Below are 23244 nucleotides of genomic sequence, written 5' to 3' on the forward strand. Positions count from 1 at the left end.
TGAGCCTCCTCGCCTTCGGCTGCGGGGTCTCAGCTTCCCACTAATCGCTCCGGAGTCGCCGCCTTACTCTTCGCTGCACTATGATTGTAATCTATACCTTGATTTACACAATAAAGAATAATTTGTCCCCTATCCTCCTTAAAATTTTCTCTCAGTTGAAGCCAGGCCATGTTTCACTGCATAGAGTGCAGCCTGTGTACGATCAGATACTTCAAGCTTCGAAAAGAGATTAGATATATGCGTTTTTACAGTTTTTTCGGTAATAAATAATGAAGATGCAATCTCCTTGTTGCTTTTTCCTTTTGCCAGCTCCAGCAGGACATCCTTTTCTCTTTTAGTCAGCTGATGAACTTCATGGGGCGATGGCTCTTCTTGGTTCACGCGTGTCATTAAGTGACTCGTCGCTTTAGGGTGTAATGTATTTTCACCTTTCACAAGCTTCCGGATCGAGTCTGCCAGTTCATCAGGCTCGATATCTTTCAGCTGATACCCTGCTGCTCCGGCTTCAATAGCCGGCACAACATGATCCTGGTCGGAAAAGCTTGTCAGCATCATAATTTCCGTTGAAGGAAGCGCACGCTTGATTTCTCTTGTCGCTTCTATGCCATCCATCTCAGGCATTACAAGGTCCATCAGCACAACATCAGGCTGGAATTTCTTAACCATCGCGACAGCTTCAACTCCGTTTTTCGCCTCGCCGACGATTTCAATGTCCTTCTGGGTTTTTAAAAAGAAGACGAGTCCTCTTCTGACAACATGGTGATCGTCTGCGATCAGTAATTTAATTGACATCTAAACACCTCCTAGTAGGGCAATACAATTTTTATCTGTGTTCCTTCAGCAGGATGGCTTTTCAGCGAAAAATCTCCATTTAAAAGCCTTGTTCGCTCTTTCATACTCGAGATGCCCACTGACGGAAGCTTCTCTACGTGATCTGGATAAAAACCCCGGCCAAAATCTCGGATGGTCAGCTTAATTTTGTCTGCTTCCGCTTCAATCCAGATATAAATTTCATCTGCTCCGGCATGCCTTTTACAGTTTGTAATGGCTTCCTGACCGATCCTGAAAATGGTTTCTTCCACCTTCGAAGGCAGGTTCAGAACCCCTTCAATTTTGATGGTCGCTTTTAATCCAAGCATCTCAGCAAAACCGTTCAGCGCTTCAGTCAGCCCGCCTTCCATGCCTTTAGGGCGAAGCTGCCAGATCAGCGCTCTCATTTCAGTCAGCGCTTCCTGGGCAAGTGACTGGAGGCTCTGAAATGTTTCTTTTACATCCTGCTCATCAGACATCTCCGCTCCGCCTCTTGCTGTGAGCGTCATTGAAAATAACAGCTGGTTAACTGAGTCATGCAGATCCCTGGCAAGCCTGTTCCGCTCCTGCATTAAGGCAACTTCCTGCTCTTTTTTAGTCAGCTGGATCCGCTTGATCGCAGACCCGATCTGAAATGCAACGGATTCAAGCAGTGCCAGCTCATTTGCTTCAAATTCTCTTCTGCCTGGTGTAGCTACATTCAGTAGCCCAAAACGTTCGTTACCTGATTGCAGCGGCACTGTTGCGTGATGTGTGATGCCTTCAGGGTTTACCTGACTGCGGTCGATTGCTTCTGTGATCCTCTTGCATTCAATTATATTAGAGGCCTTTCTCAGTCTCCCCTGTCTAAAGCGGTTTACACACCAGCAGCCGCCTGTTTTCATATAGAAACAATCCTGTTCAGTCAGAATATCAGGAAGGTTTTCGTGAGCAATTAAGGCATGTTTGCCGTTTTCCTCAATAAAAAAGACCCAGCCTGTGTGAAAATCTGTACCTTCAAGGAATTTTTCAAGTGATCCCTGAAGCATCGGTTCGAGTTCTGTTTCCTCGTTCAGAAGCTCAGCAATTTCTTTCAGGATTGTTACATGTGAGGGATCGTTCATATCATCACCGCCCATTTCTGTTGTTTTTATTATAAGTCATACACTCTGAGGGTACTAATGTTTCCTGTTCGGTCAAAAGGCTGAAATGCATGAAAAGTGATATTGAAAATTCCAAAACTCACTTTCAATGAAAACTTCAGTGCAGCGGAGCGGAAGGCGGCGAATCCGGGACGAATAGAGGGAAGCTGAGACCCCGCAAGCCGCAGGCTGAGGAGGCTCAGCAACCTCCGTCCGGAAAGCGTCCGCCTGAAGCGCAGCGAAACGATTAAAGAGGCTGGACACATTTTTGTGCCAGCCCCTTATCATCCATCTTCTATATATTATTATCAGTTCAACTCAGCTTTAATTTTCTCCATAAAGGATTTTTTAATGCTGCTCAGTTTTTCTTCACTGTCGTCGAGTGATGTGCCGACTACGCTGAAGTAGAATTTGATTTTCGGTTCTGTACCGCTTGGTCTGACGCATACCCATGAGCCATCTTCAAGGAAATATTTCAGCACGTTTGATGCAGGCAGGTTGATTTTATACTCAGCGCCTTCTTTTGAGTGGCGGCGCAGAGATGTTAAATAATCTTCCTGTGCTTCAACAGATAAGCCTGCAACTTCCTGAAGCGGTGTTGCACGAAGGGATGATAAAAGTGACTGGATTTTTTCAGCCCCATCCTTCCCCTTCATTGTGATGGATTCAAGATCCTCCTTGTAATAACCGTGCCGCTCATAAATTGCGAGAAGCACTTCATACAGTGTCTTGCCTTCAGCTTTATGATAAGCTGCGGCTTCTGTTGCGAGCAGTGCTGCCTGAATCGCATCTTTATCACGCGCAAAGTCTTTTACAAGGTAGCCGTAGCTTTCTTCATAGCCAAAAAGGAATTCATATTCACCTGAGGCCTGATAATGCTTAATTTTTTCACCGATAAATTTGAATCCTGTCAGAACGTCTTCAGCTGTTGCACCATAATGCTCAGCTACTTTTCTGCCGATTTCTGATGTAACGATGGTTTTGAATACCCGTCCATTTTCAGGCAGCTGACCTTTTTCTTTTTTACGTGCCAGCAGATAATCGAGCAGGAGCGCACCTGTCTGATTACCAGTTAACAGCGTATACTCTCCGTTTGGTCCCTGTACTGCTAGTCCGAGTCTGTCACCGTCCGGATCAGCTGTGATCAGCAGGTCGGCATTTACCTTCTTTCCATCTCTGATCGCATACTCAAATGCACCCGGTTCTTCAGGGTTTGGAGATTTAAGGGTAGGGAATTCTGAATCAGGCATTTCCTGCTCTGCTACCACATGGACATCATATCCAAGCGCTTTCAGTCCGCGCTGTACCATCGCGTTAGATGCACCGTGCAGAGGAGAGAAAACAACCTTCAAGTCTGATTCCTTTGCCATCTGAGGCTTTTCAGAAACTGTAATCAGGTGTTCAGCATACGCATCGTCCAGATCAGCACCAACAATTTCAATCAGACCTGCAGACTTCAGCTCCTCAACAGGCTTTACCTGAATATCGAGTTCGTTTTCGATCAGGTTGATTTCATCAATCACATCATCTGCATCCTTGAGGTTCAGCTGGGCACCATCAGCCCCATATACTTTAAAACCGTTATATTCAGGAGGGTTATGACTGGCTGTTGTCATTCCGCCCATGAAAGTTCCAAGATGACGAACGGCAAATGACAGCTCAGGCGTTGATCTGAGTGATTCAAAGACGTACGTTTTAATTCCGTGAGAAGCGAGCGTGCGTGCAATTTCCATAGAGAACTCAGGAGATTTTCTGCGGCAGTCATATGCCAGCACAACGCCTTTATTTTTTGCTTCTTCCCCGCTTTTTTCTATGTATTTCGCCAGTCCCTCTGCAGCTTTGCGGACTGTATAAATGTTCATTTTATTCGTTCCTGCACCGATTTCACCGCGCATACCGCCTGTACCGAATTCAAGGTTCTTATAAAATGCATCTTCAATTGCTTTATCGTTCCCTTTCATTGCTGCCAGTTCAGCATGCAGCTCCTGATCCAGTCCTTCATAAGTCACCCATTTGTTATATGTATTCTGTACGCTCATAAAATCCCCTCCGTATTGGTTTTTACTATTGTAGCATGCCCTCAGACTGTTGAATATTGAAAAGTCAGAAAAGATCTTATTAAAAATCAGAGGGCGGGACAACGTTGTCTCACCCTCTGTTTCGGATTACTTTGATGTAGAACTCATCACTATTAACTGATCATCAATTACTTTTTATAATTAATCGAATAAATATCGTGTCTGCGGTCTTTCAGCTGGCGTACCGTTCCGCCCTGGCGCTGGCGGCGGAGGATTTCGAGATCGACATCCCCGATCATCACCATCTCAAGGTTAGGGTCTGTTTCACCGACAATACCATCACGTGCAAACTCGAAGTCAGACGGTGCAAAGATGGCTGACTGAGCATATTGAATATCCATATTTTCAGTTTCAGGCAGGTTGCCGACTGTACCAGAAATGACTGTATAGATCTGGTTTTCAACAGCACGTGCCTGTGAACAGTATCTTACGCGCAGGTAACCCTGACGATCTTCTGTACAGAATGGCGTAAAGATAATTTTCGCACCCATATCTGTTGCAATACGTGCAAGTTCAGGGAATTCAATGTCATAACAGATTTGAATCGCGATTTTGCCGCAGTCTGTATCAAATACCCTGACTGTGTCTCCAGGGCTGATGCCCCACCATTTACGTTCATTTGGCGTAATATGAAGCTTGTACTGCTTCTCAATCGTCCCGTCTCTTCTGAACAGATAAGCGATGTTATAAATCTCATCATCGTCCTCTTTCACAAAGTGGGAGCCGCCAATGATATTGACGTTATAACGTACTGCAAGATCCGTGAAGAGTTCAATGTATTCTTCTGTGTAATCCGTCAGCTTTCTTACTGCCATACTAGGAGACTTTTCATTCAGGAATGACATCAGCTGTGTTGTGAAGATCTCAGGGAACACAACAAAATCTGATTGTGCATCTGAAGCCACATCAGTAAAATATTCAACCTGATTTGCAAAATCAGTAAATGAATCGATCTGACGCATCATGTACTGCACAACACAGATTCTTACAGGATGACTCGTCTTAAAGTGTCTCTTTGATTTCGGACGATAGTCCACATTGTTCCATTCCATCAGCGTTGCATATTTATTTGACTGCTTATCATCCGGCAGATAGTTCGGATTGATCCGCATCAGTGTAAAGCCGTTAATCAGCTGAAATGACAGAACCGGATCATAGATTTTATGCATCTGAACAGAATCTACGTATTCACGTGGAGACATTTCCCCTGCGTATTTGTGATAGTTCGGAATTCTTCCGCCGATAATAATACTTTTCAGGTTGAATTCTCTCGCTAATTCTCTTCTTGCTTCATATAATCTGTGCCCAACCTTCATCCGGCGGAATTCCGGGTGAACCATTACTTCAATTCCGTAGAGGTTGTAGCCGTCAGGATTGTGGTTTGTGATATAACCTTCATCGGTTACATCGTCCCATGTATGACGGTCATCATATTCATCAAAGTTAATAATCAGACTTGAGCATGAACCGATAATATCGCCATCCAGCTCCGCGACAAGCTGACCATCGGGGAACATGTCCAGATGACTTTCAAGGTGCTCTGTTTTCCATGGCTGCATGCCGGGAAAGCAAAGCTTTTGCATATGAATAATTTTATCTATATCTGCATGAATCATTTTACGAATGATCATTTTTTTCTCAAATTGAGATAAATCAAGTTTTTCAGACATACTTTCACTCCTCGGAAACATTGTTACTGTTAATTATAAACCCAATTATCAATAATAACAGCATCCAGTCTTTCTGTGCCAAATTTTAGACATATTCCATCTGTTTTTAGGGTGAATAAGCTTTCTCTGCTTGTATTATTGACGTTTTAATTTTACAATCTTCAATGACAAGAGATTTTCAAGCGAAATGAGGCGTCATCATGACCAAAAAGATAGAAAACATGCTTTTTGCTGCCTGGGCTGCCGCTTTTACTGCTACGATGGGGTCACTATATTTCTCTGAGATCAGAGGCTTCGAGCCTTGTGAGCTTTGCTGGTATCAGCGCATTTTTATGTACCCGCTTGTAGTAATTTTACTCATCGCAGTCGTAAAAAAAGATGCAAAAGCAGCACTTTATTCTGCTATTCTTTCAGGAATTGGCGGATGTATATCCATTTATCATTACAGTATCCAGAAGATCGACGCGCTATCAACTTCAGCACCTGCATGCGGAAGAGTGCCATGTACAGGTGAATATATTAATTGGGCCGGATTCATTACAATTCCATTCCTGGCGTTAACTGCATTCACCATTATTTTTACCTTAAGTCTAATCATTCTTAAGCAACCGAAAGGAGCAACACCATCATGAAAAAAATTCTGATTTTTGGCGGCGTGATTGTACTGATTTTCGCAGCAATCGCACTGATCACAAATATGCAAAATGCCTCAAAAACAGAGGACAACCCTTACGGAAAAGATGATTTGGATCAATCTACAATTGATCTGCTTGATGATGAAAATTATCAGAACCAGATTGTACCGGAAGACCTTGAAGAACGTATCTCAAGCGGTGAGCCGACAACGGTTTACTTCTTCAGCCCTGAATGTCAGTACTGCCTGGAGACAACACCTATGCTTGCTCCACTCGCTGAAGAAATGGATGTAGACATGGTTCAGCATAATTTAATTGAGTTCCAGGATTCATGGAACAAATACGGCATCCAGTCTACACCAACTTTGATCCATTATGAAGATGGAGAGGCTGTAGATGGTATCGTAGGTGCTGCAACTGAAGAGGATTACAGAGCATTCTTTGAGCGCAATGTAACAGGAGAATAATAGATGACTGCCGGGGATCACAGCTGCTGATTGTCCGGCAGTTTTTTTACTTGATTAAGAAAGGAGCTGTTAAGATTGAAAGAACGTTTTTCGTTGACTGTTCTTCCTAAATGGGACGGTCTAACACTAGAGGCGCTGTTAAAGGATGAACTTTCATTCGGGAAAAAAACCATTCATCAATGGAGAATGGATAAAAGCATTTTAATGAATGGAGATTTAAGGCCATGGAAGGATCCATTGTCTGAAGGCGATGTGGTTTCGTTTGAATATGAAGCATCGCAATCTGCTCCTGCGTGGAACAATCAGATTGAGGTGCTATATGAAGATGACCACCTCTTGATTGTAAATAAACCTGCCGGCCTTGATACACATCCTAACGACGAGACAGATCATAAAACCCTCCAACATGCAGTCGTTCATTACTTGCTTTCTGCAGGTCATATAGGCTATGCGCAGCCGGTTCACAGACTTGACCGTGACACAACAGGTGCCATTCTATTTGCAAAGCATCCGGCGATCAAGCCTTTACTTGATCAGCTGCTTGAAAAAAGAATGATTAAACGGACGTACATTGCGTTGGCAGAAGGAAAAGTGAAGTCAGAAGGAACGATCAGTGAACCAATCGGTAAGGACCGGCACCATCCTGTCAGAAGACGTGTATCCCCGGGCGGTCAGAAGGCTGTGACACATTATCAGTGTTTATCATATGATCCTGAGAAAAACCTTTCTTTAGTGGAGCTGAATCTTGAAACCGGACGTACCCATCAGATCAGGGTGCACCTCTCTTTCATTGGTCACCCGATCGCAGGAGATACACTGTATGGATCGACCGGGAAATTCAGCTATCAGGCACTGCATGCGAAGAAGCTGTCGCTTAGCCATCCTTTTACACTTGAACAGGTCAGTGTTGAAGCAAAACATCCTGATTATTTTGGATAAAATTAATTGATGTTGGGGCGAAATTCAATTTTGAAAAGTTTAACGATATATTAGTTAACATGAAAGTGTAGCGGAGAGTAAGGCGGCGACTCCGGGACGAATAGAGTGAAGCTGAGACCCCGCAACCGAAGGTGAGGAGGCTCAGCAAGCTCCGTCCGGAAAGCGTCCGCCTGAAGCGCAGCGGAACGATTAAAAGGGATGAGACAATCTATTTGTCCCATCCCTTTTTGACTGCTTATTCTTTTCCTGCTTTAACCCATTTAGCCACTTCAATCGTCCGCTTCGCCTGATACTTCACGCCGTCAGCCACATCTTCTTTCATGTTCCCATCCTGATCAACTGTTACACTTGTGCCGTACGGGTTACCTCCTGAGGCAAACGTAACCGGATCCGAGTAACCAGGCGCTGCAATGATCGCACCCCAGTGCATCATCGTTGTATACAGGTTCAGAATCGTTGCTTCCTGTCCGCCGTGCGGGTTCTGCGCTGAACTCATACCGCTCACTACTTTATTAACAAGCTTACCGTTAAACCATAAGCCGCCTGTTGTATCAATGAAATTTTTCATTTGCGCAGGCATCGTACCGTAACGGGTTGGGATGCTGAAAATATAAGCATCAGCCCATTCAAGATCATTTAGCGTGACAACCGGAACGTCTTTAGTTTCTTCATAGTGTTCCTTCCATGCCGGATTTGAAGCAATTGCCTGTTGTGGTGCAGTTTCCTCTACCTTCAGTACTTTGACCTCAGCTCCGGATTCCTTCGCTGCTTCCTCTGCCCATTTTGCTAATTGATAGTTCGTTCCTGTTGAACTGTAATAAATAATGGCTAATTTTACGTTTGACATTGTGCACGCTCCCTTTTTACCATATAAATTTTCAGAAAATTAATTCACGCTTTATATTATTGCCTAATATTTTCATTTTTAAACATAGTTTCGAACATCTCAGTTTCAAAGTATCAGACGGAATGCTTTTACATAGAATGAGTAAGATGTAGAATTTACTCTTGAAGGAGGAATACATTTATGACGTTATTGATTATCAGCGGGAGTTCCCGTGAACATAGTAATTCAGAGTATTTTGCAGAAAAAGCTGCTGCAACTTATCAGGGAGAAGTAAAGTGGATACGTTTAAGAGAGCTGACCATCCACCAGATTCATGATCAGCGTCATGATTCAAATGGATTTGATCCGGTTGATGATGATCACGCGGAGGTGGTTAAAGCTATGCTTGATGCAGATGAAGTGCTTTTCGTCACACCACTTTACTGGTATGGCATGAGCGGATATATGAAGACCTTTATCGACAGATGGTCTCAGGCGATGCGTCAGCCTGAGCTGAACTTTAAAGAACGTATCGCCGGCAAACCCGGATCTCTAATTACATGCGGCGGTGACCAGGTTGACCTCAAAGGTCTGCCGCTCATTCTGCAGTTTAAACATATATTCGATTTTACTGGAATGGACTTTAAAAAGTATTTCATCGGGGAGGCAAGAAAACCGGGTGATGCTGAAAAGAGTAACAGATTGAATCAGCTTGAAGGTTTCTTCAATTAGTCTTAAAGCTTCTGCGACCTTTTAAAAGGGAGCAGGAGCTTTTTCAATGAGCACCTAATTTCTTGACAATAGGCATTTCCTTATACTATAGTGATCACTGTTTACTGATAACTAAAAGTAACTGATATTAATAGAAAGTACGTAAGGAGGATTTTTTATCATGTCAGCAACTACTTTAGAGAAAAACGTACTAGATGTACTTTTTGAGAGAAGAGCAACAAAACAATATGATCCTGAAGTTGAAATCAGCCGTGAAGAGCTGAATGAACTTTTAGAGGCAATGGGACAGGCACCTTCAGCATGGAATCTTCAGCACTGGAAGTTCCTTGCTTTCCATAACCCGGAATCACAGGAGCGGTTGCTTCCAATCGCATACAACCAGCAGCAGATCACAGATGCATCAGCTGTCATTGCTGTTCTTGGCGATCTGAGAGCAAACGAAAATGTAGATGCTGTGTTTGACCCGGCTGTTGAAAAAGGCGCAATGTCTGAAGAAATCAAGCAGGCATTGAATGGTCAAATCCAGGGTGCATATGAGAATGAACAATTCGCACGTGATGCAGCTTTTTCAAACGCTTCACTTGCAGCGATGCAATTTATGATTGCTGCGAAAGCAAAAGGCTGGGATACATGCCCAATCGGTGGATTCAGCGATGCACAATTAATCGAGGAGTTCGAGATTTCTGACCGCTATGTACCTGTCATGCTGATTACAGTTGGTAAAGCAGCTAAAGAAGCACGCAAGTCTGAGAGAATTGATATTGATGAGCTTGTTGAGTATCTGTAAGAAGTAATTCGAGGGTGAGACCGCGGTCTCACCCTCTTTTTTGTAGCAATGTTGAGTCAGGCTTTGGTTGTATGCATGCAAACTGCGCGTTTAATTGCTTCATCATTTCAGATATATCTATCAGCTTTGGTTTTATTCCATCACCTTTTCGATTATTCGTCACTCGACCTTGGACTGCCCGGGAATTGCATCATCAATCGAATTTATTCAATCAGCTTTCAAATTAATTCCATCACCTTTTCAATTATTCAACCGCCAAAAGCAGACGCCGCCCAGGAACCCACACAACACCTATTTAACCAGATCCTCCGCAAACCGCTTAATTAACCCCGGCAGTACGCCAAACGTATAAGGCTTATAAACCCGCTCCGTCCACTTGTGGCCATCACGACCGTACACACCGATATTGATCGAAGGAATGTTCAGCTCCCGGATCAGATGAATCGGCACAGGGTACAGGTCCTGCATTCTCGGAATATTTCTCTTCAGCATTTCAATTGCTTCATCTGATTCATGAAGTGAGAGAAAGCTGCCGTCAGCTAAGTATGGGAAAAAGCGCTTTGTGACAAACTCCTCCCCTTCTGCCTCTGATGTTTCCTTCAGATGCTTCTCAAGCTTTTGCATAATATCAGTACCATGCTCATTTTTATCACTCAAATAATTGTGCGGCAGAAATGGCGGTGCGAAAAACATCAGGACACGCGGTGTCTTTTCAGGATCGAGCTGCTGGAGCTTTTCTGCAAGGGCAAATGCTGCTTCACGCTTATCTTTTCCCTTGTACTTTTTCACCACTTCATTTAATGGGCCTTCCACATCAATCCCCTGGGCTCTTAAGGATGATTCGAGCTCACTGAACGTGCAGACATCCATCTGAAAATTCCAGTCACTTGGGGGGAACCCGTGTTTCTTTCTGAAATCGCTGTATTTCCTCGTGCTTTCACGGCTGATTTCATAAACGGCTTCAATGGAGATTTTACGCAGTTTCTCCATTACATCCTGTGCCGTCTGCTCGAATACAAAATAGTTGAAATACAGGTGCGCGCTGATCGCGGTCTGTACGTTGTAATCCTTTTTATCATCTTTAAAGTGAAGGCAGGCAGGAGGCAGGACATATTCTCCGTCAAGGTCTTCAGCAAGATCAATATTCTGATTGATTCGCCTGTTCAGCTCTGCGCCGATGCGGGTAGGGTCAATTGAAGTCAGCACGTCTCCAACGTGCGCCTCCCTTCCATAAATATAAAAACAAGGAAGCACCTTGCCCGCTGCACCGGTGTAGATATATTTTGTTCTGTCACCGTCATACATTGGCGCGATAAAATCATTGTTAATAGCCGCAACATAATCCAGCTTCTTCTTTTTCTTCATGCGGGCAAGCTCATGAAGCGCAGCGAGCATGCCTGCATGTTCACTTTCTTCATCAGGATTGAATAGAAACAGCATATTGCCATCCCGTTCTTCCTGAGAAAACTGCAGCAGGTTCACAAGATGTACGGCCGCTCCACTTTGCATATCAAGCGAGCCCCTGCCAAACAGCCACTCACCTGAACCTGCTTCCTGTCTAACCCGGTAATCACCCGGGAAATCCTTAAAAAATGACTCCAGACGGTCCGGGTCATGGGCCATTTGTTGAAGTGATCCAAAATCCTCTGTTCCCACAGTATCAATATGACTGTGAAACAAAACCGTCTTATCTGATTGTCCCGGCAGCATCGCCCAGACATTTTTTCTCTTAAAAGGATCATCCTTTATATCCTGAATCCAGACATGATCAGGATTTTCTTTAAAATAAGGAAAAGAGCTGATCCAATTAAAAATTTCTTCCGCCTTATGTACTTCTCCTTCAGAACCTGTATAACTCTTCATCGCAATCAGTTTTCTTGTGATCATTTCAGCCTGCTCAGGAGCAGATAAATGCTGGATGTCTTGATACATCGTATAACCCCCTGCTGTCTTTTCATTCATCTTAATGGAAGCACGCTGCGATTGAAAGCAGATGTATTAAAAAATAGCTGCAAAATTGAAACACTGAAAATTTATTCAGCAAATTCTTCAAAAGGGGTTGAATCATATTTTATAAACGAATATTATATAACTTGTGCTTAAAAATGTTCGTATTTTAACAAAGGACTGATTTGATGTTTCGCTTTCATTTAAAAGAAAATAATACGACTGTCAAAACTGAACTATTGGCAGGCTTCACAACATTTATGACCATGGTGTACATCGTTGTGGTCAATCCGATTATTTTATCGAGTGCCGGTGTACCTTTTGATCAGGTGTTTCTTGCAACCATTATCGCAACAGTCATTGGAACGCTATGGATGGCATTAATGGCGAATTATCCGATTGCGATTGCACCGGGTATGGGGTTAAATGCATACTTTGCCTTCTCAGTAGTCGGGACGAATACAAATATCACATATGAAGTAGCTTTCGCAGCAGTGTTTGTTGCCGGGGTGATCTTTACGATTCTTTCTCTGACTTCATTCAGAAAGAAACTGATTGAAGCCATTCCTGATAACCTGAAGCACGGGATTACCGCAGGAATTGGGTTATTTATCGCATTTATCGGGATGAGAATGACGGGCATCATTGTCGCACACCCTGACAATCTTGTTGCGCTTGGTGACCTTCATTCTTCATCTGTTATTCTTGCTTTCACAGGTCTTGCTGTTACATTGATTCTGATGGCGTTAAATGTAAATGGCGCACTGTTTATCGGCATGATTTTCACCGGTGCAGTTGCCTACTTTACCGGTCAGCTTGAGTTTGATGGTGTCATGGCTGTTCCGAGTCTGCCTGAGGGAATCATTATCTCAAACCCGATCGCAGCATTTGGTGATGTGATTCAATATGGCTTATTCGCAGTGGTCTTCTCATTTCTTCTGGTGACAATTTTTGATACAACCGGCACGATGATCGGCGTTGCCCAGCAGGCGGGTCTGATGAAAGGAAAATCGATGCCGCGTGCACGTCAGGCTCTCCTTGCTGACTCAATTGCCGCTACAGCCGGCGCAATGGTCGGGACAAGCCCGACTTCAGCTTATATTGAATCCTCTTCAGGTGTTGCTGCAGGCGGACGTACAGGGCTGACTACCGTTACAGTAGCAGGATTATTTATCGTGGCTGCATTTTTCGGACCGCTTGTTGGTGCCGTTTCAGGCGTATCAGCCATTACAGCACCGGCGCTCATTATTGTCGGCAGTCTGATGATGGGGAGTATCTCGCATATTAAATGGGGAGAAATTGATGAAGCCTTCCCTGCATTTTTAATTATTCTGAGCATGCCGCTCACTTCAAGTATTGCAACAGGGATTGCGCTCGGCTTTATTTCTTATCCGATTTTAAAAATTGTAAAGGGTAAATGGAGAGAGGTTCATTTCCTTGTCTATCTGTTTGCCATTTTGTTTGCTTACCAGCTGGTATTTTTACCGCATTAACAAAAAGGAAGATAACGCTGTATTGAATAAGCGCTATCTTCCTTTTTTGTTTTTGGCTTTGTTAAAGTTGGCTGTTGATTTCCGCTTCAGGGGGACGCTTTCCGCGGCCGGGCGGTGAGCCCGCAGGCTTCGCCATGCCAGGTCTCACACGTCCCTTCCTGCCGCAGGAGTCGCCCCCTTCCGCTCCAATCATCAGCTGTGCAGTAACAACAATATCATTTAACAAAGCGTTGTTTTTTACAATAAGCTTTATCATTACACACTTAATCTTTTACTGAGAAAATACTTCAGCGCATCCAGCACTTCCGTTTTCCGTCTGACGATAAATGTTCTGATGTCCTCCTGTTCTGACTTCGCAAAAACTGACATCAGAGAGGACTGCCGGTGATACTGGCTGACTTCGCCGTATCCAAGCATGTTGCAGTGTTCTGCCAGCTGTTTTATCAGCGGGAGACATCTCTCATTATCCGAAGTAAGGTTGTCACCATCTGAAATGTGGAAGGCGTAAATATTATACCTTTCGACAGGATAATCACTTTCAATAATGTCAAGCGCTTTCCGGTAAGCGGAGGAACAGATCGTACCGCCACTCTCCCCTTTAGTAAAAAACGTCTCTTCTTCTACTTCTTTAGCTTCTGTATGATGAGAAACAAACCTGATTTCCACATGTGAGTAATGTAACTTCAGAAATTTGACCAGCCAGAAAAAAAAGCTTCTTGCAATATATTTTTCAAACATCCCCATTGAACCACTCGTATCCATCATTGCGATCACAGCTGCCTTTGATTCCTTTTCTTTTGTTTCAGTCCATGTCTTATAACGGATATCCTCAGGCAGGATCGGATGAAACCCTTTTTCCCCATTCATCGCATTGCGCTTAAATGCGGTCATCATTGTTTTTTTCTTATCAATATTACCTGTCAGACCCTTTGTTCTGATATCAGTGAACTGAATGCCTTCTTTAGACGCATCTACTTCTTCTTTCTGCTTAAAATCGGGGAGTTCCAGCTGGCTGAACAGAGCTGTTTCAATTTCTTCTATTGATACTTCCGCTTCAACATAATCTTCACCCGGATCAGAACCCGCCTGCCTGCCGCTCTCCTTACCGCCGGATCTCGCGATAATGTCTCCTTCTTCGCTATCTCCATTGCCCTGCCCAATATGCTTCTTTTTCGAATGATCATAACGGATTTTATATTCATCCAGTGAACGAACCGGAATCTTCACGACTTTTTTTCCATCTGACATAATCACATTTTCTTCTGTAATCAGTTCTGGAAGCCTGTCTTTAATTGCCTGCTGTATTTTCCGACTATGTCTGATCTGATCCTCCTGGCCCTGCTGATGGAGGGACCAGTCTTCCTTTGATACGATAGAACCCTGCATAAGTTGCCTCCACCCTTTTCCTTTTCTTCATTGTATGAAAGATCTCTTAAATTATTTCATCAGAATTGAAGAAAAGATTACTTAAAAATGGCATCAAAAAAGACCTGTAAAAACAGGCCTTTTACACACTCTTTTCCTGAGCAGTAGAGCGCGATGCATCCAATAACAGGATTACAGCGGTTACCACGTGCATCACAAATCCGAGAAACGGCACGACCCCTACGACGGATGTCACAATACCAAAAATACTGCCTGTCTTGGATGTAAAGTCACGTGCTGCAAATACTAACGTAACGATATGGAGTGCAAGCATAATCCATAAAGGTGCCCATGAAGTACCAATTACGATCAGACCACCAAGGATCGGAATGGCAAAAAACGCCTCAAGTCCGCCTGTGATCCACTTCATTGTTGTAGAAATCCTCATCAACTATCAAGTCCTTTCTTCATTTACTTATCATATATGGCATAATCACTGTTTTCAATTCATACCTCTTATACGTATATTATCTGAAAAAGTTTCAAAAAAAATAACCAGTTTTTTATCACTGGTTACTTTTTAAGCTTTTTCTTCATATTGAATTGGGTCCGATAGCTTCTTACTCGATTTCAACTCTCCGCCTGACCGGATTTTCTCCATCTGCTTCCCAAGCATCACGAGCTCTTCCATCGTGCTCGCCATACTCCCATTTACCGGCTCAAGCTCTTTAAAATACTCTCTGCCTGGCATAAAAAATCCCCTCCGAATTTTTTTCTATTGTGCCATTGTGAGAAAATTCAGTCAAATCAAGAAAGGCGGAAGGCGCTCGTTCAGCTCCGACAGACATAAGACGCGGAGCGGAAAACGGGTGGTCTTTCCCGTTTACCGATGCGTGGCTTATGATCCGAGGAGCTAGCGCCTGGAGCTGGACAATAAAGAAAAGCGGAAGCAGGCGTTCAGGTCCGACAAGCATAAGACGCAATGAGAGAAATGGGTGCCCTTCCCCATTTTCTCATTGTGGCTTATGACTCGAGGACCTGCCTGCTGGAGCTGGACACCATAGAAAAGCGGAGACGGGCGTACACGTTGGACTGAGGCGCCGGTGTGTGCGAATAATCAAAAAGGTGAGCGAAAAAAACTGATTGGTGAAAGATAAAACTTAAAAGCTGGCTTATAACCCCGACGGTCATAGAGCAAACATTAAATAAAACAATTGCTGGAAGTATTATTCATAAAGGTGATAGATAAAATCCAAAAGCTGAGCGAATAACCCCCCGGTTACTCAATCTGCCTGCCTACTCGCTCCACTTCAACACCCCCAGCCTCCGCTACTAACCCAAACAAAAAAGAAGAGGCCGATTACTCCTCTTCTTCAAACTGCTCAGTACCGGGTTCCCGGTGCTTTTTCAATTGTTCATTTGTACGCATCTTTTCCATCTGACGGCCAAGCTGATCCATTTCTTCAAGGTCACTTGCCATGGAACTGTTATCAGGCATTTCATGTTTGTCGTGTTCATGTTTCTTCGTCATGTCTTTTCACCTCTGCTGTGAATATACCCTTCATTCACAGCAGAAAAACGTTATCTGTTTAATAGTGAGCCGACATAACGCAGCAAATCATTGGCACTGACGGAGTTATATCCGTATTCATCAATCAGCCTTGCGATGACTTCATTCATTTTCTTCAGCTGGAGTTCATCAGGTGTTTTTGAAGAAGTCGTGATTTTAACAACATCCTTTAAATCAGAGAACAGCTTTTTCTGAATCGCTTCTTTCAGCCTGCTGTGGGATTGATAGTCAAACCGCCTCCCTTTTCTTGCAAATGCTGAAATCCTGATCAGAATTTCTTCTCTGAATGCTTTTTTCGCATTCTCAGAAACGCCGATCTGCTCTTCAATTGAGCGCATCAGCCTTTCATCAGGATGCATCTCCTCACCGGTTAAAGGATCCTTCAACTTGGATTTATGACAATAGGACTCTACATTGTCGAGATAATTATCCATCAGCGTTTTTGCGGACTCTTCATAGGAGTAGACGAATGCTTTTTGTACTTCTTTTTTAGCCAGCTCATCAAACTCTTTCCTTGCAAGGGATATACATGTTAAGTAATATTCCCTGCTCTCTTTAGAAATGGAAGCATGCTGATCAAATCCTTCTTTCAAGGATCTCAGAACATCAAGCGCATTGATTGAAGACAGTTCCTTTTTGATGATCGTTGAAGAAATCCGGTTCAGGACATAACGCGGATCAATTCCTTCCATTCCTTCTCCTGAATGCTCTCTTTTCAGCTCTTCAACATCCGATTCGCCAAACCCTTCAACGGATTCGCCATCATACATTTTCATTTTATTAATCAGATTAATGTCTTTCCGCTTTGGCTCCTTCAGACGGGTTAAAACAGTAAATACAGCTGCAGTACGCAATGTATGCGGTGCAATATGAACATCAGCCACATCACTTTGTGAGATCAGCTTCTCATAGATTTTTTCCTCTTCAGATACACGCAGATTATACGGCATTGGCATTACAATCATTCTGGAGTGCAATGCCTCATTTTTCTTATTTGAAATAAATGAGCGGTATTCTGTTTCATTGGTATGGGCGACAATCATTTCATCAGCTGAAATCAGCGCAAACCGTCCTGCTTTAAAGTTCCCTTCCTGAGTCAGGGAGAGAAGATGCCACAGGAACTTTTCATCGCACTTCAGCATTTCCTGAAATTCCATCAGGCCTCTGTTTGCTTTATTCAATTCCCCGTCAAAACGGTATGCTCTCGGATCTGATTCAGATCCATATTCAGCAATGGTTGAAAAGTCGAGACTGCCCGTTAGATCAGCGATATCCTGAGACTTTGGATCAGATGGACTGAATGTACCAATACCGGTCCGTTTATCTTCAGAGAAAAATACGCGTTCAATCGGGACATCCTCTATTCTGTTCCCAAATTCCTTTTCAAGTCTCATCATATTCAGTGGTGATAGATGCCCTTCAATCCTGACACCATACTCTTTGAAAAAATCTTCTCTCAGCGCTTCAGGAATGAGATGCAGCGGATCTTCATGCATTGGACATCCCTTGATCGCATAAACAGCTCCGCGATCGGTTCTTGTATATTGTTCAAGTCCTCTTTTTAAAAGTGTAACGAGCGTTGACTTCCCTCCACTTACCGGTCCCATCAGCAAAAGGATTCTCTTTTTAACATCGAGCCTTCTTGCAGCCGGATGAAAATATTCCTCCACCAGCCGCTCCAATGCCTCTTCCAGTCCAAATAAATGACGATTAAAAAACCGGTAGCTCTTTCTGCCATTGATTGTTTCAGTTCCTGCGTCTTTAATCATATTATAAATTCTTGAATGGGCTGATTGTGCAATCCAGGGCTTATCTTTTAACATCGTCAAATAATCAGAGAAGGTCCCTTCCCATTTAAGCATCGATTCTTCGAGCTGATAGTCTGCCACCCGTTTTAACATATCCATCTGATTCTCCCCCTCTTCTCCTTCATATAAAACGGTATGCAGCACAACCGGTATTCATGAGCACAGCCTGAAATGAAATCTGCTAATTCACATGACAGTCATTTCTTTCTCAGACGGATTCATGTATACTTAAATGTATATGAAATTGATTTATACTTTTATCCGGGAGGTATTTTAAATGGGTACAGCACTGATTTTAGGTATTTGTGTAGCATTCCTTGCAGCGATCTTCACAGCTGGTTATAACGATAAGCCGGGCAAAACAAAAAATAACTAAAAAAAGCTGCCTATGCAGCTTTTTTTAGTTATTTCTTCGCAAAATTCTTCCCTTCCACAAACTCTTTCATATACATTCTGTTTTTTCTCTGCAGCATATTTGCCATCTGTTCTGTCCATTTGTCACTTCTTTTTCCGGACGTACGCTGATGATAATAAGCTGAGATCGCTTCATTGTATTCATCCATCTCCTCTTTTACAGTCGCTTCCTGGTGTCTATAACTGTTCTCGTGGTAAATGGACTGGAACGGCATTCTCGGTTTAACAGCTGTTTCCTGATCCGGAACGCCAACAGTCAATCCAAACAGTGGAATGACATGCTCAGGCGTTTCCAGCAGCTCAGATACTTCAGAAAGGTTATTTCTTAGTCCGCCAATATAACAAATGCCTAACCCCATCGATTCAGCTGCCACAGCTGCATTTTGCGCTGCAAGTGAAGCATCAATCACTGAGACCATAAACTTTTCCATTGAAGTAATTGAATCCTCTACATCAGCACCCTCCCACTTCCCAATTAATGAGTGTCTATATAGATCAGCGCAGAATACAAAGAAGTGACCACTATCTGCCACATAATCCTGCCCGCCTGCGAGTTCAGCAAGCTTTTTCTTTTTCTCCTGATCTGTTACGCCAATAATTGAATAAGCCTGTATAAAACTTGATGTAGAAGCCATCTGAGCTGCTTCTACGATCATTTGGACCTGTTCAGGTGACAACTTTTCATCTTTAAATTTTCTGACTGACCGGTGATTTAACATCGTTTCAATTGTCTGGTTCATGCTTTCCTCCACCTTTCATCATCTAACTGCTTTCAAGTGTAGCGTTTTCTTTTACAGCTATTCAAATATTAAGCACTAAAAAAGACTGGGACAAATTAAATTTGTCTCAGTCTTCCGTAATCGTTTCGCTGCGCTTCAGGCAGACGCTTTCCGGACGGAGGTTGCTGAGCCTCCTCAAGCTTCGCTTTCCGGGGTCTCAGCTTCCCTCTAATCGTCCCGGAGTCGCCGCCTTACGCTCCGCTACACTTAGATGGTAATATTTATTTTATTATATAAATTATTTTTTGTCCCATCATCTGATTAAGCAGCAAACTTTTATCTACTTTACCCAAGTGAAGGGAAGTTCTGCTGTCTTAATGCTTCATATACAAGAATGGCTGCTGTATTTGATAAATTTAATGAGCGTACGTGCTCATTCATTGGAATACGCAGTGCACGGTCTTTATTATTTTCGATGACATCATCAGGCAACCCTGATGTTTCACGACCGAAAATAAAATAAAAATCCTTATTCAGATCACTGTAATCAAACGTTGAATGCGGCTGCTTTCCGTACTTCGTCAGATAGAAATATTCCCCGCCTTCACTTGACTGATAAAAGTCCTCAAGGGAATCGTGATAATGAATATCAACATGCTCCCAGTAATCAAGACCTGCTCGTTTAAGCATTTTATCGTCTGTTGAAAAGCCAAGCGGCTTAATTAAATGTAATGATGTACCAGTCGCTGCACATGTACGCGCAATATTACCTGTGTTAGCAGGAATCTCCGGCTGGAATAATACAACGTGTAATCCCAATTTCTTCACCTCATCATCTATTTCGGCTGAGCCAAGTTCTATTTTATCATGAAAGGTGAAAAAAATAATACCTGATCGATGGAGTATAGGCTGCTGAATCACTATATGTCCACAACCTTCTCCGGCTATCATTTGTATGTGCATTCACATAAGGTACGCCCTGATCAATATACGTCACAATGGTCGTATGATCTACTACTCCGTCACCCTCGAAATCATAACAGATCACGTCTCCAATTTTCAGCATTGAAGCATCCGTCACCCGCTCAGCTGCCTCTTCAAGAAACCACCGCATAGAGTGTGCAACTGCCCAGCTGAAACTCCATTGACCTCCCTGCAGCCACCAGCCTCTGGAACGGTCAGGATAGCCCCTCATCGTCAGGCCTCCAGCTAACAGACATTGTGAAATAAAGTTTGTGCAATCAACCGGGAAAGAAGGGAATGCGGGATTTCTCCTGTTCCACCATTCCTCCGCATATGCAGCAGCAAGCGCACCATTATACATATCTACACACCTTTCACTTACAAAGTGATAAGCCTTTTTCGATCTCCTTTAACACCTCTTCGTCCTTTTCAATATCCTTTTGTTTTAATAGCATTTCCATCGCTTCTTCCCCGCCGATCTTACCTGCAGCCCAGGCAGCCGTCCCTCTCATAACAGGGCGTACATCATGCTGCATCACTTCAAATATAGACGGCAGTGCTGATGCTTCTTTAAAATGAGCGAGGGCAATCAGCGCATTCCGCTGTATCGGCTTCTTGCCTCTCCAGGAACCCGATACATGACCATACTTCTCTTTAAATTCCCTGTTACTGATAGAGAGTAATGGCTCAAGAAGCGGCTTGGCAATTTCAGGATCCGGCTCAAACTCAGGGTGGAGATGCATATCAATCCCTTTATTTTTAGGACAAACTGTCTGACACGTATCACATCCGTACAGTCTATTCCCAATTTTAGAACGATATTCATCAGGAAGAAAATCCTTCGTCTGAGTTAAAAATGCAATACACTTTTTCGCATCAAGCTGTCCACCCTGTACAAGTGCACCGGTCGGACACACATCCACACACAGATTGCAATCCCCACACTGATCCTCCATCGGCTCATCAGGACTGAAAGGCAGGTTTGTAATCATTTCACCTAAGTAAACATACGAACCAAACTCATGCGTGATGATTGAACAGTTTTTGGCACTCCACCCTACACCTGCTCTTTCAGCTACAGCCCGGTCAACGAGTTCTCCCGTATCCACCATAGACTTCAGCCTCGCATCAGGCACTCTCTCCTGAATAAACTGCTCCAGCCGTCCCAGCGCTTCTCTAAGTACAGTATGATAATCCTCACCCCATGAGGCTCTTGCAAATATCCCTCTGCGCTCTCCCTTTTTACTCCTTGGCGCATCCTTCATTTTAGATGGATAGGCTAACGCAATGGAAATAATTGATTTAGGCTCATGCATCAACAATGAAGGTGTAACACGTTTCTCAATATCCTTTTCCTCAAAACCTGACTGGTAATTAAGCGCCTCCTGTCTCATCAGACGGCTTTTCAGATCTGAAAAGAAATCCGCACTCGTAAATCCAATTTTATCAATCCCAAGCTCCTCAGCGTGATCGATGATTTCCTGCTTCAGCACATCATAGTTCATTCTAATCCCCCTTTCTAAATGGAAATGTTAAACTGAATACATGTTTTATAAAGGAGTTGACCGTATGAAAATTTCAGTTCATTCATCACTGAAATCATTATCTTTTGGAATCATTCATTATAAAAATACAACTGTCAGCGAATCACCCCAAATGTTAAAAGGGAGACTTCAATTATTTCAGGAATCCCTGTTCTTTGACCTTAAAGATCAAAAGCCTGCTGACTTTGAAGGGATCGCTGAATGGCGACAGTTATTTAAACAGTTCGGAAAAGACCCTAACCGTTACAGACCAAGTACCGAAGCACTTCTCAGAAGAATTGCAAAACAAAACTATCTGCCGAGCACTAATTCAGCTGTTGACCTGAATAACTTCTTTTCACTGCAATACGAAACACCACTTGGCATATACGATACCCAAAACATAAGCGGTGATATTGAAATCAGGCTTGGCAGTGATCAGGAACAATTTGAAGGTCTTAATGGCAGAATGAATTCTGCGGAGAACTTAATCATTGCTGCTGACAGTAATGGACCATTTGGCAGTCCCTGTGTCGATTCAGCCCGGACTGCAGTAAGCAAAGAAACAAATGATGCATTGCATATTGTCTACTTCAGACCTTCTCTGCCCAAAGAAGAACAGGAAAAAATGCTGCATTCATTAAAGGATATGTTTATTCAGGTAAATGGCGGGACTGCAACAGCAAAACTCGTTTAAACGTATTATATCACCTGAATCTTTTCTAGTTAAAAGCCTCATTTACATGGGGCTTTTTAAAATATTGTTAACACATAAAAAAACGCAACGCTTCGTTTGAGATAAACGAAACACTGCGTTGGTTATGTATGTTGGAGCGGGTGATGAGAATCGAACTCACGACATCAGCTTGGAAGGCTGAGGTTTTACCACTAAACTACACCCGCAAATGCTGGTACCGATGGCCGGGGTCGAACCGGCACTCCCGAAGGAACACGATTTTGAGTCGTGCGCGTCTGCCAATTCCGCCACATCGGCATGTTAGTATGAATAGTATCATACACATGCATGTATTACAAATCGCATTATTTTTAAATTTTGGAGGCGGTAACCGGACTCGAACCGGTGATAAGGGTTTTGCAGACCCGTGCCTTACCACTTGGCTATACCGCCAAAAATAAAAATGGAGCGGAAGACGAGATTCGAACTCGCGACCCCCACCTTGGCAAGGTGGTGTTCTACCACTGAACTACTCCCGCAAAAAGTGGCTGGGCTAGCTGGATTCGAACCAACGCATGACGGAGTCAAAGTCCGTTGCCTTACCGCTTGGCTATAGCCCAATAAAAATGGGGCGACTGATGGGAATCGAACCCACGAATGCCGGAACCACAATCCGGTGCGTTAACCACTTCGCCACAATC

22 protein-coding genes and 5 tRNA genes are annotated in these 23244 nt (G+C 43.4%); 7 read left to right on the forward strand and 20 right to left on the reverse strand.

The genetic code is table 11. The features are described from left to right. Nucleotides 1-138: 138 nt before the first annotated feature. The 4 genes from UFB30_RS12790 to UFB30_RS12805 all read right to left on the reverse strand — a co-directional run bounded on the left by UFB30_RS12790 (nucleotide 139) and on the right by UFB30_RS12805 (nucleotide 5679). On the reverse strand, nucleotides 139-792 hold the full coding sequence (locus tag UFB30_RS12790) for a response regulator transcription factor (protein WP_322422084.1): 654 nt from the start codon (nucleotides 790-792) through the stop codon (nucleotides 139-141). Nucleotides 793-803: 11 nt separating this feature from the next. Beyond that, complete coding sequence (locus tag UFB30_RS12795; protein ID WP_322422085.1) at nucleotides 804-1913, reverse strand: GAF domain-containing sensor histidine kinase; 1110 nt, start codon at nucleotides 1911-1913, stop codon at nucleotides 804-806. A 326-nt stretch (nucleotides 1914-2239) separates the two neighbouring features. Continuing rightward, a complete protein-coding gene (locus tag UFB30_RS12800) occupies nucleotides 2240-3970 on the reverse strand; it encodes a phospho-sugar mutase (protein ID WP_322422086.1) in 1731 nt (576 codons plus the stop codon). 167 nt (nucleotides 3971-4137) lie between these two features. After that, nucleotides 4138-5679 carry a GNAT family N-acetyltransferase gene (locus UFB30_RS12805; protein WP_322422087.1) on the reverse strand — a complete coding sequence of 514 codons (1542 nt, stop codon included), beginning with the start codon at nucleotides 5677-5679 and terminating at the stop codon, nucleotides 4138-4140. 200 nt (nucleotides 5680-5879) lie between these two features. On the opposite strand from UFB30_RS12805, the gene UFB30_RS12810 reads away from it, so the two are divergent. From UFB30_RS12810 to UFB30_RS12820, 3 genes are all read left to right on the forward strand, one after another. Then, nucleotides 5880-6311 carry a disulfide oxidoreductase gene (locus UFB30_RS12810; protein ID WP_322422088.1) on the forward strand — a complete coding sequence of 144 codons (432 nt, stop codon included), beginning with the start codon at nucleotides 5880-5882 and terminating at the stop codon, nucleotides 6309-6311. Next, complete coding sequence (locus tag UFB30_RS12815; RefSeq protein ID WP_322422089.1) at nucleotides 6308-6781, forward strand: thioredoxin family protein; 474 nt, start codon at nucleotides 6308-6310, stop codon at nucleotides 6779-6781. The genes UFB30_RS12810 and UFB30_RS12815 overlap by 4 nt, the downstream gene beginning before the upstream one ends. Nucleotides 6782-6856: 75 nt before the next feature. Then, entirely contained in the window at nucleotides 6857-7720 is an 864-nt protein-coding gene (locus UFB30_RS12820; protein ID WP_322422090.1) for an RluA family pseudouridine synthase, read from the forward strand. A gap of 235 nt (nucleotides 7721-7955) precedes the next feature. Here UFB30_RS12820 and wrbA read toward each other — a convergent pair whose 3' ends face one another. After that, nucleotides 7956-8567, reverse strand: coding sequence for an NAD(P)H:quinone oxidoreductase type IV (gene wrbA / locus UFB30_RS12825; RefSeq protein ID WP_322422091.1), 612 nt, complete (start codon nucleotides 8565-8567; stop codon nucleotides 7956-7958). 180 nt (nucleotides 8568-8747) lie between these two features. On the opposite strand from wrbA, the gene UFB30_RS12830 reads away from it, so the two are divergent. Together UFB30_RS12830 and UFB30_RS12835 are read left to right on the forward strand one after the other, a co-directional pair. Beyond that, complete coding sequence (locus tag UFB30_RS12830) at nucleotides 8748-9278, forward strand: flavodoxin family protein (RefSeq protein ID WP_322422092.1); 531 nt, start codon at nucleotides 8748-8750, stop codon at nucleotides 9276-9278. Nucleotides 9279-9438: 160 nt separating this feature from the next. After that, nucleotides 9439-10065, forward strand: a complete 627-nt coding sequence (locus UFB30_RS12835) for a nitroreductase family protein (protein WP_322422093.1) — start codon at nucleotides 9439-9441, stop codon at nucleotides 10063-10065. A gap of 291 nt (nucleotides 10066-10356) precedes the next feature. On the opposite strand, the gene UFB30_RS12840 is transcribed toward UFB30_RS12835, so the two are convergent. Next, on the reverse strand, nucleotides 10357-11997 hold the full coding sequence (locus UFB30_RS12840) for a M20/M25/M40 family metallo-hydrolase (protein WP_322422094.1): 1641 nt from the start codon (nucleotides 11995-11997) through the stop codon (nucleotides 10357-10359). Between the two features lie 203 nt (nucleotides 11998-12200). On the opposite strand from UFB30_RS12840, the gene UFB30_RS12845 reads away from it, so the two are divergent. Beyond that, the gene (locus UFB30_RS12845; RefSeq protein WP_322422095.1) at nucleotides 12201-13505 is read left to right on the forward strand and encodes an NCS2 family permease; all 1305 of its coding nucleotides are present in this window, start codon (nucleotides 12201-12203) and stop codon (nucleotides 13503-13505) included. A 255-nt stretch (nucleotides 13506-13760) separates the two neighbouring features. On the opposite strand, the gene yhbH is transcribed toward UFB30_RS12845, so the two are convergent. From yhbH to queG, 9 genes are all read right to left on the reverse strand, one after another. Further along, nucleotides 13761-14891 carry a sporulation protein YhbH gene (gene yhbH, locus UFB30_RS12850; protein ID WP_322422096.1) on the reverse strand — a complete coding sequence of 377 codons (1131 nt, stop codon included), beginning with the start codon at nucleotides 14889-14891 and terminating at the stop codon, nucleotides 13761-13763. Nucleotides 14892-15012: 121 nt separating this feature from the next. Then, the gene (locus tag UFB30_RS12855; protein ID WP_322422097.1) at nucleotides 15013-15300 is read right to left on the reverse strand and encodes a hypothetical protein; all 288 of its coding nucleotides are present in this window, start codon (nucleotides 15298-15300) and stop codon (nucleotides 15013-15015) included. Nucleotides 15301-15450: 150 nt separating this feature from the next. Continuing rightward, a complete protein-coding gene (locus UFB30_RS12860; RefSeq protein WP_322422098.1) occupies nucleotides 15451-15621 on the reverse strand; it encodes a multidrug ABC transporter ATPase in 171 nt (56 codons plus the stop codon). 609 nt (nucleotides 15622-16230) lie between these two features. Beyond that, nucleotides 16231-16401 carry a hypothetical protein gene (locus UFB30_RS12865; protein ID WP_322422099.1) on the reverse strand — a complete coding sequence of 57 codons (171 nt, stop codon included), beginning with the start codon at nucleotides 16399-16401 and terminating at the stop codon, nucleotides 16231-16233. A gap of 50 nt (nucleotides 16402-16451) precedes the next feature. Continuing rightward, complete coding sequence (locus tag UFB30_RS12870) at nucleotides 16452-18347, reverse strand: PrkA family serine protein kinase (RefSeq protein WP_322422100.1); 1896 nt, start codon at nucleotides 18345-18347, stop codon at nucleotides 16452-16454. A gap of 305 nt (nucleotides 18348-18652) precedes the next feature. Further along, nucleotides 18653-19402, reverse strand: coding sequence for an oxygen-insensitive NADPH nitroreductase (gene nfsA / locus UFB30_RS12875; protein ID WP_322422101.1), 750 nt, complete (start codon nucleotides 19400-19402; stop codon nucleotides 18653-18655). A 324-nt stretch (nucleotides 19403-19726) separates the two neighbouring features. Then, the gene (trmL, locus tag UFB30_RS12880; RefSeq protein ID WP_322422102.1) at nucleotides 19727-20200 is read right to left on the reverse strand and encodes a tRNA (uridine(34)/cytosine(34)/5-carboxymethylaminomethyluridine(34)-2'-O)-methyltransferase TrmL; all 474 of its coding nucleotides are present in this window, start codon (nucleotides 20198-20200) and stop codon (nucleotides 19727-19729) included. Between the two features lie 46 nt (nucleotides 20201-20246). Continuing rightward, nucleotides 20247-20705 (reverse strand): amidase domain-containing protein, encoded by a 459-nt coding sequence (locus tag UFB30_RS12885; protein WP_322422103.1) that lies wholly within the window; start codon nucleotides 20703-20705, stop codon nucleotides 20247-20249. Between the two features lie 13 nt (nucleotides 20706-20718). After that, nucleotides 20719-21849 carry a tRNA epoxyqueuosine(34) reductase QueG gene (queG, locus tag UFB30_RS12890; protein ID WP_322422104.1) on the reverse strand — a complete coding sequence of 377 codons (1131 nt, stop codon included), beginning with the start codon at nucleotides 21847-21849 and terminating at the stop codon, nucleotides 20719-20721. 64 nt (nucleotides 21850-21913) lie between these two features. Here queG and UFB30_RS12895 point away from each other — a divergent pair, with 64 nt between their 5' ends. Beyond that, on the forward strand, nucleotides 21914-22564 hold the full coding sequence (locus tag UFB30_RS12895) for a B3/B4 domain-containing protein (protein WP_322422106.1): 651 nt from the start codon (nucleotides 21914-21916) through the stop codon (nucleotides 22562-22564). A gap of 132 nt (nucleotides 22565-22696) precedes the next feature. Here UFB30_RS12895 and UFB30_RS12900 read toward each other — a convergent pair. The 5 genes from UFB30_RS12900 to UFB30_RS12920 all read right to left on the reverse strand — a co-directional run bounded on the left by UFB30_RS12900 (nucleotide 22697) and on the right by UFB30_RS12920 (nucleotide 23163). After that, nucleotides 22697-22770, reverse strand: a tRNA-Gly gene (locus UFB30_RS12900). Between the two features lie 6 nt (nucleotides 22771-22776). After that, nucleotides 22777-22861 (reverse strand) — tRNA-Leu (locus UFB30_RS12905). Nucleotides 22862-22922: 61 nt separating this feature from the next. Then, nucleotides 22923-22996, reverse strand: a tRNA-Cys gene (locus UFB30_RS12910). An 11-nt stretch (nucleotides 22997-23007) separates the two neighbouring features. Further along, nucleotides 23008-23082, reverse strand: a tRNA-Gly gene (locus UFB30_RS12915). Between the two features lie 6 nt (nucleotides 23083-23088). Further along, nucleotides 23089-23163, reverse strand: a tRNA-Gln gene (locus UFB30_RS12920). Between the last annotated feature and the right edge of the window lie 81 nt (nucleotides 23164-23244).

Origin of the sequence: Jeotgalibacillus haloalkalitolerans (assembly GCF_034427455.1) — a bacterium.
In the GTDB taxonomy this organism is placed as follows: Bacteria; Bacillota; Bacilli; order Bacillales; family Jeotgalibacillaceae; genus Jeotgalibacillus; species Jeotgalibacillus haloalkalitolerans.

What these genes read in the sequence shown, in the direction of transcription:
- yhbH (WP_322422096.1), bottom strand. Translation starts at nt 14,891, where the DNA reads ATGCAGGGTTCTATCGTATCAAAGGAAGACTGGTCCCTCCATCAGCAG.
- UFB30_RS12795 (WP_322422085.1), bottom strand. Translation starts at nt 1,913, where the DNA reads ATGAACGATCCCTCACATGTAACAATCCTGAAAGAAATTGCTGAGCTT.
- UFB30_RS12885 (WP_322422103.1), bottom strand. Translation starts at nt 20,705, where the DNA reads ATGTATAATGGTGCGCTTGCTGCTGCATATGCGGAGGAATGGTGGAAC.
- nfsA (WP_322422101.1), bottom strand. Translation starts at nt 19,402, where the DNA reads ATGAACCAGACAATTGAAACGATGTTAAATCACCGGTCAGTCAGAAAA.
- UFB30_RS12895 (WP_322422106.1), top strand. Translation starts at nt 21,914, where the DNA reads ATGAAAATTTCAGTTCATTCATCACTGAAATCATTATCTTTTGGAATC.
- UFB30_RS12830 (WP_322422092.1), top strand. Translation starts at nt 8,748, where the DNA reads ATGACGTTATTGATTATCAGCGGGAGTTCCCGTGAACATAGTAATTCA.
- queG (WP_322422104.1), bottom strand. Translation starts at nt 21,849, where the DNA reads ATGAACTATGATGTGCTGAAGCAGGAAATCATCGATCACGCTGAGGAG.
- UFB30_RS12815 (WP_322422089.1), top strand. Translation starts at nt 6,308, where the DNA reads ATGAAAAAAATTCTGATTTTTGGCGGCGTGATTGTACTGATTTTCGCA.
- UFB30_RS12845 (WP_322422095.1), top strand. Translation starts at nt 12,201, where the DNA reads ATGTTTCGCTTTCATTTAAAAGAAAATAATACGACTGTCAAAACTGAA.
- UFB30_RS12800 (WP_322422086.1), bottom strand. Translation starts at nt 3,970, where the DNA reads ATGAGCGTACAGAATACATATAACAAATGGGTGACTTATGAAGGACTG.
- UFB30_RS12810 (WP_322422088.1), top strand. Translation starts at nt 5,880, where the DNA reads ATGACCAAAAAGATAGAAAACATGCTTTTTGCTGCCTGGGCTGCCGCT.
- UFB30_RS12840 (WP_322422094.1), bottom strand. Translation starts at nt 11,997, where the DNA reads ATGTATCAAGACATCCAGCATTTATCTGCTCCTGAGCAGGCTGAAATG.
- UFB30_RS12860 (WP_322422098.1), bottom strand. Translation starts at nt 15,621, where the DNA reads ATGCCAGGCAGAGAGTATTTTAAAGAGCTTGAGCCGGTAAATGGGAGT.
- UFB30_RS12835 (WP_322422093.1), top strand. Translation starts at nt 9,439, where the DNA reads ATGTCAGCAACTACTTTAGAGAAAAACGTACTAGATGTACTTTTTGAG.
- UFB30_RS12790 (WP_322422084.1), bottom strand. Translation starts at nt 792, where the DNA reads ATGTCAATTAAATTACTGATCGCAGACGATCACCATGTTGTCAGAAGA.
- UFB30_RS12855 (WP_322422097.1), bottom strand. Translation starts at nt 15,300, where the DNA reads ATGAAGTGGATCACAGGCGGACTTGAGGCGTTTTTTGCCATTCCGATC.
- wrbA (WP_322422091.1), bottom strand. Translation starts at nt 8,567, where the DNA reads ATGTCAAACGTAAAATTAGCCATTATTTATTACAGTTCAACAGGAACG.
- UFB30_RS12870 (WP_322422100.1), bottom strand. Translation starts at nt 18,347, where the DNA reads ATGGATATGTTAAAACGGGTGGCAGACTATCAGCTCGAAGAATCGATG.
- UFB30_RS12865 (WP_322422099.1), bottom strand. Translation starts at nt 16,401, where the DNA reads ATGACGAAGAAACATGAACACGACAAACATGAAATGCCTGATAACAGT.
- UFB30_RS12805 (WP_322422087.1), bottom strand. Translation starts at nt 5,679, where the DNA reads ATGTCTGAAAAACTTGATTTATCTCAATTTGAGAAAAAAATGATCATT.